Source organism: Nocardia sp. NBC_01009 (genome assembly GCF_045208035.1).
In the GTDB taxonomy this organism is placed as follows: Bacteria; Actinomycetota; Actinomycetes; order Mycobacteriales; family Mycobacteriaceae; genus Nocardia.
The window spans coordinates 4,071,212-4,085,547 of the sequence record NZ_CP108695.1; the positions used below are offsets into that span (position 1 = coordinate 4,071,212).

Sequence of the window (14,336 nt, forward strand, 5' to 3'; positions counted from 1 at the left end):
CTGATTGCGAGGTACAAAAGTCAGCAACCGGCCAGGCGGAGGATTCCAGCGTAACCGGCTCGCATCGGTTGTGAAGGGGATCGTCTATGTCGGCTGTCACGGTCGCAGTTCTGGCCGGATTTGTATTCTGCGCGTTGCTCATTCGGGCACTAGGTGCCGGGACTGTTGGCCACACAAACGATTCCAGGCACACTGACGTCGCGATAGATCAGGTGCATGTGTCTACGGCGCGGCCCGCAAAGATGGACGAGTGAAGCGCGGGCAACTGCGCGTCTATCTCGGTGCGGCACCGGGGGTGGGCAAGACCTACGCGATGCTCGGCGAGGCCCATCGTCGGCTCGAACGCGGCCGCGACGTGGTTGCTGCAGTGGTCGAAACGCACGGGCGGGCCAGGACCGCCGAGCTGCTCGAAGGCATCGAACGGATTCCACTCAAGATAGTGGAGTACCGCGGTACGAAGCTGCCTGAACTCGATGTGGAGGCGGTGCTTCGTCGTCACCCGGCCGTTGTGCTTGTCGACGAGCTGGCGCACACGAATGCGCCGGGTAGCAAGCACGAGAAGCGCTGGCAGGATGTCGAAGAACTGTTGGCCGCAGGTATCGACGTGGTGTCGACGGTCAATGTGCAGCACCTGGAGAGCCTCAACGACGTCGTCGACCAGATCACCGGCATCGTGCAGCGGGAAACGGTGCCGGACGCGGTGGTTCGCGGCGCAGACCAGGTCGAGCTCGTGGATGTTACGCCGGAAGCGTTGCGGCGCAGGCTTTCTCACGGAAATGTGTACGCCGCCGACAAGGTTGATGCGGCGTTGCGTAACTATTTCCGGCCGGGAAACCTCACCGCGCTGCGCGAACTCGCGCTGTTGTGGCTCGCCGACCAGGTCGATTCGGCGTTGGCGAAATACCGCGCCGATCACAAGATCTTCGAGTTGTGGGAAGCCCGCGAACGAGTGGTCGTCGCGGTGACAGGGGGCCCGGAGTCGGAGACGGTGGTGCGCCGGGCCAGTCGTATCGCCACGAAGTCCAGTGCTGAACTGGTACTCGTGTACGTGGTTCGGGGTGACGGGCTGGCGGGTGTTTCGACCGAGCGGCTGGGCCGGCTGCGTGAGCTCGCCGCCAGTCTGGACGCCAGCCTCCATACGGTGACCGGTGACGACGTGCCTACCGCGCTGCTCGAATTCGCGCGCGAAGGGAACGCCACGCAGCTGGTGCTCGGCACCTCCCGGCGTTCGCGGTGGGCGCGGATCTTCGACGAGGGCATCGGGTCGGCGGTGGTGCAACAGTCGGGCCGTATCGACGTGCACATGGTGACGCACGAGGAGGCCAACCGCAGACCGCGCTGGCACTCATTCTGGCCGCGCCAACCCGTCCTGGCCTGGCTCGCCGCCGTGCTGGCGCCAATCATCGTGTGCGGGGTCAGTGCCGCCTTCCTCGACGGCTACCTCCAGCTCGGCGGCCTGAGCGCGATGTTCTTCATCGGCGTCGTCGCCGTCGCGCTACTCGGAGGTATTGTCCCAGCGGCCTTTTCGGCGCTGTTCTCCGGTTTGCTGCTGAACTGGTTCTTCGCCGATCCCCGCTACAGCCTCACCATCGCCGAACCCGACAGCTTCGTCACCGTGGTGGTGCTGCTCATCGTCGCGGTCGCGGTGGCGGCGCTGGTCGATGTGGCCGCCAAACGGGCGCGCCAGGCGCGTAAGGCATCACAGCAGGCGCAACTGTTGACCTTGTTCGCGGGCGCCGTCCTGCACGGCGCGGATCTGCCCAACCTGCTCGAGCAGGTCCGGGAAACCTACGGCCTGCGCGCGGTCAGCATGCTCTGCGGCGAAGAGGTGGTCGCTGCAGTGGGCGTGGAACCGCCGCAGCGTGCCTCCGATGCCGAAACCGTCATCCAGGCAGGCGACGCCTCGAGCTCTTTATTGCTTGCGGGCCGCCCGCTGGCCGCGATCGACCGACCGGTGCTGAACGCGGTCGCCAACCAGGCAGCCGGATTGGTGCGCCAGGCGACGCTTGCCGAGGAGTCCACCGCTGCCGCAGCGCTACTCGAGGCAGACCGGTTGCGCCGGGCACTGCTCTCAGCGGTGGGTCACGATCTGCGCACGCCGCTGGCTGGGGCCAAAGCAGCTGTCTCCAGCCTGCGCAGCGAGGACATCGAATTCTCACCGGAGGACACCGGCGAATTGCTGGAAACCATCGAAGAATCGGTGGACCAGCTGACCTCGTTGGTCGGCAACCTGCTCGACTCGTCACGCCTCGCCGTCGGCGTAGTGAAACCGCAGCTGCGGCGGGTGTACATGGACGAAGTGGTGCACCGGGCGCTGGTCAGCGTCGGGATGGGCGCACGGGGGTTGCGACGTGCGGCTATGGAGCGGGTGAAGGTGGAGGTCGACGAGGTCTGCGCGCTTGCCGATGCGGGTCTGCTCGAGCGGGTACTGGCCAACCTGATCGACAACGCATTGCGGCATGCGCCGCAGGGCACACCGGTGCGGGTCACCGCCGAACGTGCCGGTGATTGTGCGTCCATTGCGGTGGTCGATGTCGGTCCGGGCGTACCGCCAGGATCCGAGGATCAGCTTTTCGAACCCTTCCAACGGCTCGGCGACCGAGACAACACCACCGGTGTCGGCTTGGGACTGTCAGTGGTGCGAGGTTTCGTCGAGGCAATGGGCGGAGCCGTACACGCCGAACCGACACCGGGCGGAGGGCTGAGCATGATTGTCGAATTGCCGCTCGGCGAAAAGGAATCGGAGAGTCCGTGATGGCAATCGGGGTGAGTGAACTGGACCCGGTGCCACAGCGCGCCGTGGATCGGGTGCTGGTGCCCACCACCCGGAGTGCACTATGGCCAAGGTGACACCGAACGCATCGGCGATCAAGGTACTGGTGGTCGACGACGAGCCGCAGATCGTGCGCACGCTGCGCATCAACCTGTCGGCGCGTGGATACAAGGTGATCACCGCAGGGACAGGTGCGGCCGCGTTGCTGGCGTCGGGCAAGCATCCTGATGTGGTCATCCTCGATCTCGGCCTGCCCGACATGGACGGCATCGACGTGATTGTCGGGCTGCGCCGGTGGACCTCTGTGCCGGTGATCGTGTTGTCCGCACGCACGGACGCGGCGGACAAGGTGAAGGCACTGGACGCGGGTGCGGACGACTATGTCACCAAACCGTTCGGGATGGACGAACTGCTTGCGCGGCTGCGCTCCGCGGTCCGCCGCGGAGGCGGCGATGCTTCTGACCCAGTGGTGGTGACGGCGTCGTTCACTGTCGACCTCGTCGCGAAGAAGGTCACCAAGAAAGGGGAGACGGTGCGGCTCACTCCGACAGAGTGGGCAATGCTCGACATGCTCGTGCGCAACAGCGGCAAGTTGGTAGGTCGCAAGGAATTGCTGCGTGAGGTGTGGGGCCCATCCCACGAGACCGCCAGCCATTATTTGCGCGCGTATCTGGCTGGTTTGCGACGCAAGCTGGAAGACGACCCGTCGCACCCTAGGCATTTGATCACTGAATCGGGCATGGGGTACCGCTTCGAGGAGTAGCGGTCGACCGCCGGAGGCGCCGCGCGGGTCAGAGTCGAAAGATGCTGTGTGCCAAGAGAACCGGATGCAACTCCGCGTGACGAAGCGACCCCGCGTCGCGATTCCCGTCGAGGGTGTATTGCGGACAGAAGCTACCGATCGTGAGCGTGATCGGTGTGTTCGTATAACGCTGTCCATACGCTCAGATTCGACAGTAATTCGACGGCCCGCATGCCACGGTCTGTCAACCGGATGATGTCGGTCGCTGGGATGGCCCCGTCCCAGCTGCCTCGACAGTCGTTGGTGACCAGCCCGTGTGAAGCTGCTACTCGCAGTGCTTGCGCCAGCGCACGATGGCGACCTGTGGTGATCGCGGTGAGCTCGGCGGCGGTGTGCGGCCGGTTGGACAGGGCATCGAGAATCTCGACGATGTACCGGTGGCTCACCAGCTCACGCAGGCTCGCAAGGACATGGGGTAGGTCGTTCATCGCGGCGGCTGCCTTCTCAGTGGTGCAGAATCCGAGTGAGGACGTTAGCGACCTATTCGCTGTCCATCCAGTGTCTTGACGTGATCTTGTAGCTTGCCGCTGATTTCTTTACGGAATCTCTACAGCTGGAGGTGGGCCGAATTCCGCGAGTCGGACTTAGGCTGGCTCATCGTGGTTTCACCGGTCGACGTGGTTAAGCGTCTTGTTGTCGGGCGCCCGTTTCGCAGTGACCGGCTCGGGGAGACGTTGCTGCCGAAGCGACTGGCGCTGCCTATCTTTGCCAGTGACCCTTTGTCATCGGTGGCGTATGCGACACAGGAGATTCTGCTCATCCTCACGCTGGGTGGGCTCGCCTATATCCATCTGGCACCTTGGGTCGCCGGCGCGGTAGTTGTTCTGCTCGCTGTCGTCGTGTTGTCCTACCGGCAAGTTGTGCAGGCTTATCCGTCCGGCGGGGGCTCGTATGAGGTGGTCGCGAAGAACCTGGGACCGCTACCGGGCTTGGTGGTGGCTGCGGCGTTGCTGGTCGACTATGTGATGACGGTGGCGGTGTCGGTCGCTGCCGGGGTGGACAACATCATTTCCGCGGTGCCCGACCTGAATGCGCACCGAGTCGCGATCAATATCGGATTCATCGCGTTGCTGACCGCCATGAATCTGCGCGGTGTGCGCGAGTCGGGTCGCGCATTCGCCGTGCCGACGTATGCGTTCGTCGCAGGGGTCACGCTCATGGTGGTCGTCGGTCTCGGCAAGGCGCTGTTCGGGGACGCGCCGGTCGCCGAAAGCGCGCATTACGAGATCCATGCCGAGCAGGTCGGCCTCAGCGGCGCGGCGGTGGCGTTTCTGGTGCTGCGGGCGTTCTCCTCCGGATGCACCGCATTGACCGGCGCCGAGGCGATCTCCAACGGTGTTCCCGCGTTTCGTAAACCCAAGGCACTCAATGCGGCCCGCACGATGTCGGCAATGGGCATCATCGCGATCGCGATGTTCACCGGCGTAACCGCGCTGGCCATGATCTCCCACACCCGTGTCGCGGAAAACGCATGCGATCTGATCGGCTTTCCCGGTGACTGCCACACCGATCCGCAGCGCACCGTGATCGCGCAGATCGCGGCGGCGGTGTTCGGCGGCAACAGCATCGCCTTCTACTACCTCATGGTGATGACCGCGCTGATCCTGATTCTGGCGGCGAACACCGCCTACAACGGGTTCCCGCTGCTCAATTCGATTCTGGCGCAAGATCGATACATGCCCCGACAGCTACACACCCGTGGCGATCGTCTGGCCTTCTCCAACGGCATCATCCTGCTCGCCGTTGTCGCGGGCACGCTGATCTATGCGTTCGACGGTTCGGCGACCAGGTTGATCCAGCTCTACATCGTCGGTGTATTCACCTCGTTCACGCTGTGCCAAGCGGGCATGGTCCGACACTGGAACCGCGAACTGGCCGACGCCACCAACCCTGCCGACCGGATTCGCATCCATCGCGCGAGGGCGATCAACGCGTTCGGCGCCAGCTTCACCGGTGTCGTCCTCGTGGTCGTCATGATCACCAAGTTCACCCACGGCGCGTATCTGGTCGTGATCGCAATCCCGGTCCTTGTTGTGCTGATGTACCTGATCCACCGCCACTACACGGCAATTCGCGCCGAACTCCACATCGATGACGACAACGAGGAAACACTGCCACCCCGGGTGCACGCAGTCGTGCTGGTATCTGGCTGGACCAAGGCGAGCAGGCGCGCCGTGCAGTTCGCGCGAGCGACCCGACCGGACACTCTCACCGCGATCACCGCCAACGTCGACGACACCGAAACTCGTCTACTGAGCCAGGATTGGGAGCGCCACAGCGTGAGTATTCCGCTGATCGTGGTCGAGTCCCCTTATCGCGAGATCACGCGTCCGGTCCTCGACTACACGAAACGCTTGCGTAAGGCGGGACCCCGCGATGTCATCAGCGTCTTCATCCCGGAGTACGTCGTCGGCCGATGGTGGGAGAACCTACTGCATAACCAGAGCTCGCTCCGGTTGAAAGCGCGGCTGCTGTTCGAACCGGGCGTAATGGTGACGAGCGTGCCGTGGCAGCTGCAGTCGTCGAACCGGCGAGATCTGTCGCGCGAAGAGCATTGGCCCGGCGAAATACGTAGAGGCATAACGGGTTCGAATAAAGGCGGAAAATAGGACAAAGCCGCCGCGCGGCCCGATTCGGGTGCGGCGTGGCGGGATCCTTCGCTGTGGCGCACCCACGCAGCATGCACCTGTAGCGCGGCGCGCGGTGCTGATGAAGTTCGCGACCGCACCCCGCCTGGTGCGGGAGGGTTTGTCCTTGGCGTCGCGTTTGACCTGCTCGGCCATTTCGGTGAGCTTGGCTTGCGTGGGCTTGTCCAGCCGCGGGTGCCCTCTCTTTTCAAGGCGGATGAAATGGGTGTTGTAGGTGCGGTAGTTGCCGGCTTTGTTGACTGTTGCGCGGATCGCTGGGATGACTTCGGCGGCGGTGATGCCCGTTCGTGCCAGCACCAGCCGGGCTGCGGACAAGGCTTCGTTGGTGAGGGTGGGGGCGCTCATCGGTGATCACCGGCCAGCCGCCGCGCCCGTGCCGGGGCCAGCAGGGCATGCAGCGCGCTCGGCGGATCCATCAGGAATCGGTCGAATTCATCGTCCCAGGTCGGGACGTTCACCCAGACCAGTCCGTCAGGTCGGTCGAGCAACCCCTTCAGGTCGGTCGCCGGATGGGCACGCACACCGTCGTCGGAGATGAACCGGACGTCCATGTCGGCCTCCTCGCGCGATGAACCGTCTCCTCCGTGATAGCACCAGCGCCGTGCCGGCGGGGGTGACTCGTAGAATCCGGGCGAGATGGTCCGAACGACCAGATCCGCGCGCCCGGCGGTCGCCTGATCTTGGAGCCGACGCACGGCGTCGGACCCTGGCAAGTCGTTCAGCTCGGCGTAGACCCGCTGTTGACCCTCATTCGACGAATAGCGCTATCGAGGCCGTGAATCCGTGCAGCTCGTTGCGGCCCGCGATGGGACCGATCTCGCCGGCGGCCGAGAAACCCGCAAGCGGAATGCCGCCGAGAAGGTCATCGATCGTCGCGGCGTCATGATCGGCGACCCCGAACATTCGCCGGCCGCGTCCGTTGCACGTGAATAGCAACGCACCGGCCGGGCGCCCAGGCAGATCCGAACTCGCCTGCACGAGGGCCGCACGCAGATTTTTGTCCGCTCCGACCGCATCGCGGACCTGGAACTGTACGGTTGTGCCGACCTCGACGACCTCGCCGACCTCGATCGCGCCGCTCGACGGGTCGGCGCCGAGAATGCCCCGGATCAGGAAATCGCCCTGTCCGGGCGCTGCCAGATGCTCGTCGACAACGATTCCGATCTGAAGGCCGTGCGTCAGCAGTTCTAGCTGATCGGGTGGCAGTACCGTGACGATCTCGCGCAGCCGTTCGCTCGGCGGCCGACCGCCGAGCTCGGTGATCAGCGCGCCACGCGCGCCGGTGACGATATACGGGTACCCGATCGGCCGGCACCCCTGCGATACGATCGGCACTCCGCGCAGGCCGGGAAGTCGAACACCGACTGCGCCGGAGGCCACTACCTCGCGGTCTCGGAACAGCCTGCTGCCGGTTGGACCCTCCGCGCCGCCCACCAGCCCACCCATCACGACGGTGCCGGGCAGATCGGCGTTCAGATGCTCGAGTAGTAGATCGACTGGGAACGAGTAAGGGTCCGACAGCAGCACATGGAAGTCGCCTACGGCCTGGTCGAAGCGGTAGCCGGCGAGCAGTCCGCCGGTCGTCGTGCGGACGAACTCCAGCTGGAACGTCTCAGCGGCGGCGGGTAATCCGGATGCCAGCCACACCACCACCGAGGGCTCGTCCTCGATCTCGCGGCGGCCCGCCACCACACCTTGCGCCACGCATCCGATCAGTGCGGGCACCTGGACCGTCTGGTGGACACCGGCGAGCACGGCCGAAGCCTCGTCGGTGTATGTCCGGGATGTGAGCAGCACGGCAAGCGACAGCGTCTCGCCCGCGAGCTGATCGAGTGCGTGCGCTGCAGCCTCCGCACCCGCCTGCCACGCCTCGGGTGCGGTAGAAAGCCCGACTCCGATCCGCACCCTTCCATCGTAGCCAACTTACGGACCCGTAGGTATTATTGCCGCACAACATATCTCAGCCCAACGCCACGGGAGTACGACCATCCGTGCGTCGGAGATACCGACAACATGCCCGAGCAAACGCCGATCGAGCTCCTCGTCGGGATCGAGCCCGCACGGTCTACCTTGCCCTTCGCGACCAGCCGCATCAGCGCGGTCGCAGTGAAGGGCTTCGCCAGCGAGCCCAGCACGACCACAGGCCTGACCGCAATCAGGTGAGGTCGGTCGCGGTTGGTCAGTGGAGTTGAGCCGCCGACGTCGGGATTTGTGTCGGCTCTCTTTCGGGCGGTGCTGCTATTGGTAAGGAGACTCACGCAGGGCGACTAGCGTCTGCGGGTATGGCGCGCACTCGTCTGTACCGCAACGGTGTCCTGGAATCCGAGAACTTCCCGGCGGCGGAAGTTTCGGACTATCTGGGTGATTCGACCGCGACAGTGTGGCTGGACATGTGTTCCCCGACTGCGGAAGACTTGGCGACCATCAGCGAGGAGCTGAGCTTGCATGAGCTCGCGGTGGAGGACGCGGTCCATCAGCACCAACGGCCCAAGCTCGACCGCTACGACACCCACGCGTTCCTGACCGCCTACACTGTGCGCCTGGACACCAGCACCGGGGTGCTCGATAAGTACGAGGTGGCCGCGTTCGTTACCCCGAGGGCTCTGGTCACCGTCCGCAAAGACGAGAACTTCGACATCGAAGAGGTCGTACGGCGGTGGGACTCCGCATCCGAGCTCGCCAAGAGCGGGGTGGGGTTCTTGGTGCACGGGTTGCTGGACTACGTCGTGGACAGCCACTTCGAGGCGGTGCAGGCGCTGGACGAGCAGATAGAAGCCCTCGAAGATCTCGTTTTCGCCGATCATGCCGACTACCGTGAGCTGCAGCGCCGTTCGCTGCGCTTACGCAAGAGTCTGGTCACATTGCGGCGGGTGGTGCTGCCGATGCGGGAATTGGCGAATGCGGTGATGCGCCGCGACCTCCACATCGTCGACGACGCGATGATGCCTTACTACCAGGATGTTTACGATCACATCCTGCGTGCGGCCGAGTGGACCGAGTCTCTGCGTGATCTGGTCACGACAATCCGGGAGACGCAGCTGACTCTGCAGGGCAACCGGCTCAACGCGATCATGAAGAAGGTCACCAGTTGGGCTGCGATCATCGCTGTACCCACCGCGATCACCGGCTTTTACGGCCAGAACGTGCCCTATCCCGGATTCGAGCATGCCTGGGGATTTTGGGCGTCCACAATTGCCATCGTCGTCATCTCCGGCACCTTGTATTGGATGTTCAAGCTCCGCGACTGGCTCTGACACAACGCACTTCCGGCCTGCCGTGCGAGCGCGCCGTGCCCCCGGGCTCGCGAGCCGAGGTAGGAAAAGGGGCGATCTGCCCGTTCGCTACACATCCAAGAGGTGACTTCGCGGCGGCTAGGGCGAGAGGTCGATGGTCAGCGTGGCTAGTTCGAGTGCGATGGCGCACGGGTCCGGTGCCGGGGTGTGCGAGGGGTTTTGGACTCGCCAGGTGATCGTCCCGTTGAGTGCCACGGAGACTTGGCAGTATCCGAGATCGCGCGGGTCTCGTACATAGATTCCGGTGGCGGTGATGGTGGTCCCGAGCGCTTCCCTGGTGACCGTCAGGTGCTCGGTGTCGTAGCCGTCCTCGCGGGCGCGATCCCATATTTGTTGCAGTGAGTCGTGTTCGGTGAAGGTGAAGGTGAGGGTGAGATCTGTTTCCACGCCGGCGCGTTCGGCCTGCCATGTGCACACGGGAGGTGTGGTGTGCGCGGTGAGGGTATCGGCGTGGACGGCTTGCTGGATTTGCTCGTTGGTGAGCGGTTCGCACTGTGTCAGCGGGTTGACCTCGGCTGCGGATACCGCTTTCGGCGCGGGGTCCGACGAGCATCCCGTCAGTAACGCGGCCACTGCGATGACGGCCACTCCAGCGTCGCGTGGTGAGAAGGCTGTCACGGTCCCTCCGTTCGCCTCGAGTCAGTCGAATTCGAATGCTCCGGACAGGCTATCGTCAGCGGTACACGTCGCGCCTGTGTTGATACCCCGCCCTACTGGTTAACCGCGGCACGATATGGTGCGGAGCCCGTAGACGAGGAGCGCACAATGAATATCGACGCAGAAGTCGGTCCGTCGACTCACATCACCGGTGGCGGAACCGTTCGGGCGGCGGTCATCGTCGGCGCGCTCGGGGTGGTGTTCGGCGATATCGGGACCAGCCCCATCTACACCATTCAGACGGTCTTCAACCCTGACGATCCACACCCGGTGCCGATCAGCACCGACAACGTATACGGCGTTGTGTCGCTGATCTTCTGGTCGGTGATGATCATCGTCACGCTGACCTATATCTCGCTGGTGATGCGCGCGGACAACGACGGCGAGGGCGGCATCATGGCGCTGATCACCTTGCTGCGGCAGTTGGGCGGGACACGCGGGCGGCGTGCCGCCGCGATGCTTGCCGGACTCGGGATCTTCGGTGCCGCACTATTTTTCGGCGACAGCATGATCACGCCCGCGATTTCGGTGCTATCAGCGGTGGAAGGCTTGAAGATCGTCTCGCCGGGATTCGAGAATCTGATCATTCCGATCACGGTGGTGATCATCGTCGCGCTGTTCTCGGTACAGCGCCACGGCACAGCCGCGGTCGGTCGACTATTCGGCCCCGTGATGATTCTTTGGTTCGTCACGATCGGTGCTTTGGGTGTGTCCGGTATCGCCCGGCACCCGGAGATCCTGAAGGCGCTGTCGCCGACCTACGCGCTGAGCTTCATGTTCGGGCACTTCGGAATTGCCTTCTTCGCGCTGGCCGCGGTCGTACTGGCGGTTACTGGTGCGGAGGCGCTGTATGCCGATATGGGCCATTTCGGCAGGAAAGCGATCACCCGCGGCTGGCTCGGGCTTGTGCTGCCGGCGTGCGCGCTGAGCTACCTTGGTCAGGGTGCGCTGCTTCTCGGTGATCAGACCGCGGTGAGTAGTCCATTCTTTCTGCTCGCTCCCGGCTGGGCGCGGTTGCCGTTGGTGCTGTTGGCGACGGCCGCGACAGTGATCGCTTCGCAGGCAGTGATCACCGGAGCGTTCTCGGTGGCGTCGCAGGCGGCCCAGCTCGGTTACCTGCCGAGATTGCGTGTCGAGCACACGTCGGAGTCGACGATCGGGCAGATCTACGTTCCGTGGATCAACTGGATGCTGATGGTGTCGGTGCTCACGCTGGTTTTCGCCTTCCAAACCTCGGCGGCCCTGGCATTCGCGTTCGGTATGGCGGTGACTGCGACGATCACCATCACGACGTTGCTGTTCTTCTACGTCGCCCGAACCAAGTGGGGCACTCCGCTGTGGCTGGTCCTGCTCGGCGGCATCTCTTTGCTGACGGTCGACGCGATGTTCTTGGCGGCGAACCTCACCAAACTGGTGCATGGGGCGTGGCTGCCGTTGTTGATCGGTCTCACCGCGTTCACCGTGATGATCACCTGGGCGCGCGGGCGTGAAATCGTCACTAGCGCAAGGGAACAGGTCGAAGGACCACTGCGCTCATTCATCGACCAGTTGCCGCGCTATGAGCCACCGCTGGTACGGATTCCCGGCACCGCGGTATTCCTCAACCGCGGCAAAGAGACCACGCCGCTGGCGATGCGAGCCAATGTCGAACACAATCGCGTGCTGCACGAACACGTGGTGATCCTGGCGATCGACACGCTGCCGGTGCCGCGTGTGCCGGATGCGGAACGGACGGAGATCGACGCACTCGGCTACGGCGAAGACGGAATCATCCACGTGACAGCGCATTTCGGTTACATGGAAACCCCGAATGTTCCGCACGCGCTACGTCTGCTCGATCCCACGAAAACCGAAGGGCCGATATCGGTCGACGGCGCTTCCTATTTCCTGTCGAAGATCGAGCTCAAAAAAGGCCCGGCCCACACGATGGCGCCATGGCGCAAACGCCTGTTCATTGCCACGTCCTACATCACTGCCGATGCTGCGGAGTACTTCGGCCTGCCCGGCGAGCGGACCGTGATCATGGGTTCGCAGGTCGAGGTGTAGGACAAGGGATTCCGCCCACCGGCCGGACAGCGAGTGGGCCGGGGGCATTGCTGCGCAGGCTCGACCCAGGACACTGTGGCACAACTCGTGGGTCGATGACATTCCTCGACCACGACGTCGACATCCAGCGGATCATCTACTCCGCCAACGCAATCAGATCATTGAACGCCCGCTCCCGGTGTGTGATCCGCGCTCATGGGGACTTCCCGACCGTAGGACGCACTGAAGTGCCTGTCTCAGATGACCCGATCGCCGGACCCCACCAGCAGCGTGCGCGCATGATGGGCGATGAGGTGGAAGCCAGCAGTGAACGCGTTCGCCATTGCCTTCGAAGGCATGGGCATCGCGACCGGTAACTACCCGATACCAACCATTGATCAGATACTGGTGTCAGGGTTTGTCGGGTGGGAGTTGGGTGGGTTCGGTGAAGATGGCGGTGATGCGCGGGTCGGTGTGTGGGTCGGGGAGGATGACGAGGACTTCGTCGTTGGCGTGGAGTGTGGTGTCGGCGGTTCCGGCGACGAGTCGGCCCTCGCGGATGATGAGGCTGATCCAGATGCCGTCGGTGGGGAGGTCGGCGAGGGTGCTGCCGTCGGCGAGCGAGCCGGGGGTGATGGTGTAGCGGTGTAGTTCGTGGGGCTCGTGCCGGAACCGCACTCCGATGCCCCATGGTTCCGGGTCGATGGTGCGCAGAGGTACGCCGAGCCGGTGGGCGAGTGCGGGAACGAGGCCGCCTTGGACGATGACGGAGAACGCGACGACGATGAAGATGATCTCGTAGGCGCGGTGGCTGTCTGTGACGCCTGCGTGCACGATGAAAGTGCCGAGCAGGATCGGGACCGCGCCTTTGAGGCCGGTCCACAGTACGAATCCCCGCTCGCCGCGGGTGAGTTCTACTTTCCACAGCAGCGCGCCGACGAGTAGCGGTCGAATGACCAGGGTCAGCAGGGCGGCGAGGCCGAGACCGATCAGCCACGCGCCACCCTGTGTGATGCCGTTCGGGCCAGCGAGTTGGATGGTGAGGCCGAGCATGACGAAGACGACGATCTCGGCGAGGTTGGCCAATGCGGAGTGGAATCGTGTGATGTCGGTTTTGTAGGGTGCGCGTTGATCGCCGATGACGATGCCCGCTACGAGTACGGCGAGGAATCCGGATCCGTGTGCGAGAGTGGCCAGGCCATAGATTGCCAAGGCGCACATCAGGACTCGTAGGGAGTAGAGGCCGGCGGCGGGCAGTGGTATGCGACGCATGAACCACAGCAGGCTGAGTCCACCGGTGATACCGATGGCGGCACCGACGAGCATTTGCAGTGTGAATTCGCCGGTCGCGTGCACGACAGCATGGGCGTCGAAGGTGGTGGTGCCCAGCAGGGCGATCAGTAGCGCGATACCGACGGGGTCGTTGGCGCCGGACTCGCCTTTCAGCAGTACTCCACTGCGGCCGGAGATTTCGCGGTTGCCCAGTACCGAGAACACCACCGCTGGATCGGTCGGTGCGAGGGCGGTGCCGAGCAGGAGCGCGATCCGCCAGTCCAAGCCGAACACTAGGTGCGCGGCCGCGGCGAGAGCTGCTGCGGTCACCAGGGTTCCGGCCACGCCGATCCAGACGATCGCGCCGGCAGCGGACCGGAATCGGTGCCAGCCGATTTGCATGCCGCCGTCGAACAGGATGATCACCAACGCGACCGTGGCGACGTGTTCGACGGCGCTGATCGGCACGCGCCCGAGTTCGGGCCAGATGTCGGAGGCTGCGGCCGCGCCGATCAGGAACAGTGCGGGAGTTGGTATCGGCAGCCATGCTCCGAGCCGATTCGACAGCACGGCGGCAAGGCCGACCATGGCGATGATCAGTACCGCGAGAGCGAATGGTTCGGCGGTGCTCACCGGCGTGACCCAGTGCAGACGGCTCTACGGGGTATAGCGGAGTGGTGTAGGGGTCGGCCGTGTCGGCTTTGGGGAGGAGACACGGGCGGTCCTTTCGAGCGGTCGCGCGGTGAAACGTCGCCGACCCGACTTCCCGGCACACCCACTGACCACCCTAACGTGATTTTGACGACGAATGTCCGAGTTTTTTCGGTGGCCAGGGTTGTTATCCGGGCATGTGGGCGGGGCCGGTC

The 14,336-nt window shown here is 64.1% G+C and carries 10 protein-coding genes; 5 read left to right on the forward strand and 5 right to left on the reverse strand.

Annotated features, from left to right (window positions below; translation table 11 throughout):
• The first annotated feature begins 250 nt into the window (after positions 1-250).
• Both OHA42_RS18165 and OHA42_RS18170 read left to right on the forward strand, forming a co-directional pair.
• Positions 251-2,755, forward strand: a complete 2,505-nt coding sequence (locus tag OHA42_RS18165) for an ATP-binding protein (RefSeq protein ID WP_406238600.1) — start codon at positions 251-253, stop codon at positions 2,753-2,755.
• 82 nt (positions 2,756-2,837) lie between these two features.
• Positions 2,838-3,536, forward strand: coding sequence for a response regulator (locus OHA42_RS18170; protein ID WP_406238602.1), 699 nt, complete (start codon positions 2,838-2,840; stop codon positions 3,534-3,536).
• A gap of 131 nt (positions 3,537-3,667) precedes the next feature.
• On the opposite strand, the gene OHA42_RS18175 is transcribed toward OHA42_RS18170, so the two are convergent.
• Entirely contained in the window at positions 3,668-4,003 is a 336-nt protein-coding gene (locus OHA42_RS18175) for a hypothetical protein (RefSeq protein ID WP_406238604.1), read from the reverse strand.
• Positions 4,004-4,174: 171 nt separating this feature from the next.
• Here OHA42_RS18175 and OHA42_RS18180 point away from each other — a divergent pair, with 171 nt between their 5' ends.
• Positions 4,175-6,184 carry an APC family permease gene (locus OHA42_RS18180; protein WP_406238605.1) on the forward strand — a complete coding sequence of 670 codons (2,010 nt, stop codon included), beginning with the start codon at positions 4,175-4,177 and terminating at the stop codon, positions 6,182-6,184.
• A gap of 380 nt (positions 6,185-6,564) precedes the next feature.
• Here the strand turns inward: OHA42_RS18180 and OHA42_RS18185 are convergent, their stop codons facing one another.
• Together OHA42_RS18185 and OHA42_RS18190 are read right to left on the reverse strand one after the other, a co-directional pair.
• Positions 6,565-6,774, reverse strand: coding sequence for a hypothetical protein (locus tag OHA42_RS18185; protein WP_406238606.1), 210 nt, complete (start codon positions 6,772-6,774; stop codon positions 6,565-6,567).
• 196 nt (positions 6,775-6,970) lie between these two features.
• Positions 6,971-8,128, reverse strand: a complete 1,158-nt coding sequence (locus tag OHA42_RS18190) for an FIST N-terminal domain-containing protein (RefSeq protein WP_406238607.1) — start codon at positions 8,126-8,128, stop codon at positions 6,971-6,973.
• Between the two features lie 377 nt (positions 8,129-8,505).
• Here OHA42_RS18190 and OHA42_RS18195 point away from each other — a divergent pair, with 377 nt between their 5' ends.
• Positions 8,506-9,477, forward strand: coding sequence for a magnesium transporter CorA family protein (locus OHA42_RS18195; protein ID WP_406238608.1), 972 nt, complete (start codon positions 8,506-8,508; stop codon positions 9,475-9,477).
• Between the two features lie 117 nt (positions 9,478-9,594).
• Here the strand turns inward: OHA42_RS18195 and OHA42_RS18200 are convergent, their stop codons facing one another.
• Positions 9,595-10,134, reverse strand: a complete 540-nt coding sequence (locus OHA42_RS18200; RefSeq protein WP_406238609.1) for a DUF3558 family protein — start codon at positions 10,132-10,134, stop codon at positions 9,595-9,597.
• Positions 10,135-10,281: 147 nt separating this feature from the next.
• Between OHA42_RS18200 and OHA42_RS18205 the strand changes: the two genes are divergently transcribed.
• A complete protein-coding gene (locus OHA42_RS18205) occupies positions 10,282-12,219 on the forward strand; it encodes a potassium transporter Kup (protein WP_406238610.1) in 1,938 nt (645 codons plus the stop codon).
• Positions 12,220-12,609: 390 nt separating this feature from the next.
• Here the strand turns inward: OHA42_RS18205 and OHA42_RS18210 are convergent, their stop codons facing one another.
• Positions 12,610-14,103 (reverse strand): cation:proton antiporter, encoded by a 1,494-nt coding sequence (locus OHA42_RS18210; RefSeq protein ID WP_406238611.1) that lies wholly within the window; start codon positions 14,101-14,103, stop codon positions 12,610-12,612.
• Between the last annotated feature and the right edge of the window lie 233 nt (positions 14,104-14,336).

Bases quoted from the DNA above. Each gene is read 5' to 3' on its own strand.
- OHA42_RS18170 (WP_406238602.1), top strand. From the start codon at position 2,838: ATGGCCAAGGTGACACCGAACGCATCGGCGATCAAGGTACTGGTGGTC.
- OHA42_RS18205 (WP_406238610.1), top strand. From the start codon at position 10,282: ATGAATATCGACGCAGAAGTCGGTCCGTCGACTCACATCACCGGTGGC.
- OHA42_RS18185 (WP_406238606.1), bottom strand. From the start codon at position 6,774: ATGGACGTCCGGTTCATCTCCGACGACGGTGTGCGTGCCCATCCGGCG.
- OHA42_RS18175 (WP_406238604.1), bottom strand. From the start codon at position 4,003: ATGAACGACCTACCCCATGTCCTTGCGAGCCTGCGTGAGCTGGTGAGC.
- OHA42_RS18195 (WP_406238608.1), top strand. From the start codon at position 8,506: ATGGCGCGCACTCGTCTGTACCGCAACGGTGTCCTGGAATCCGAGAAC.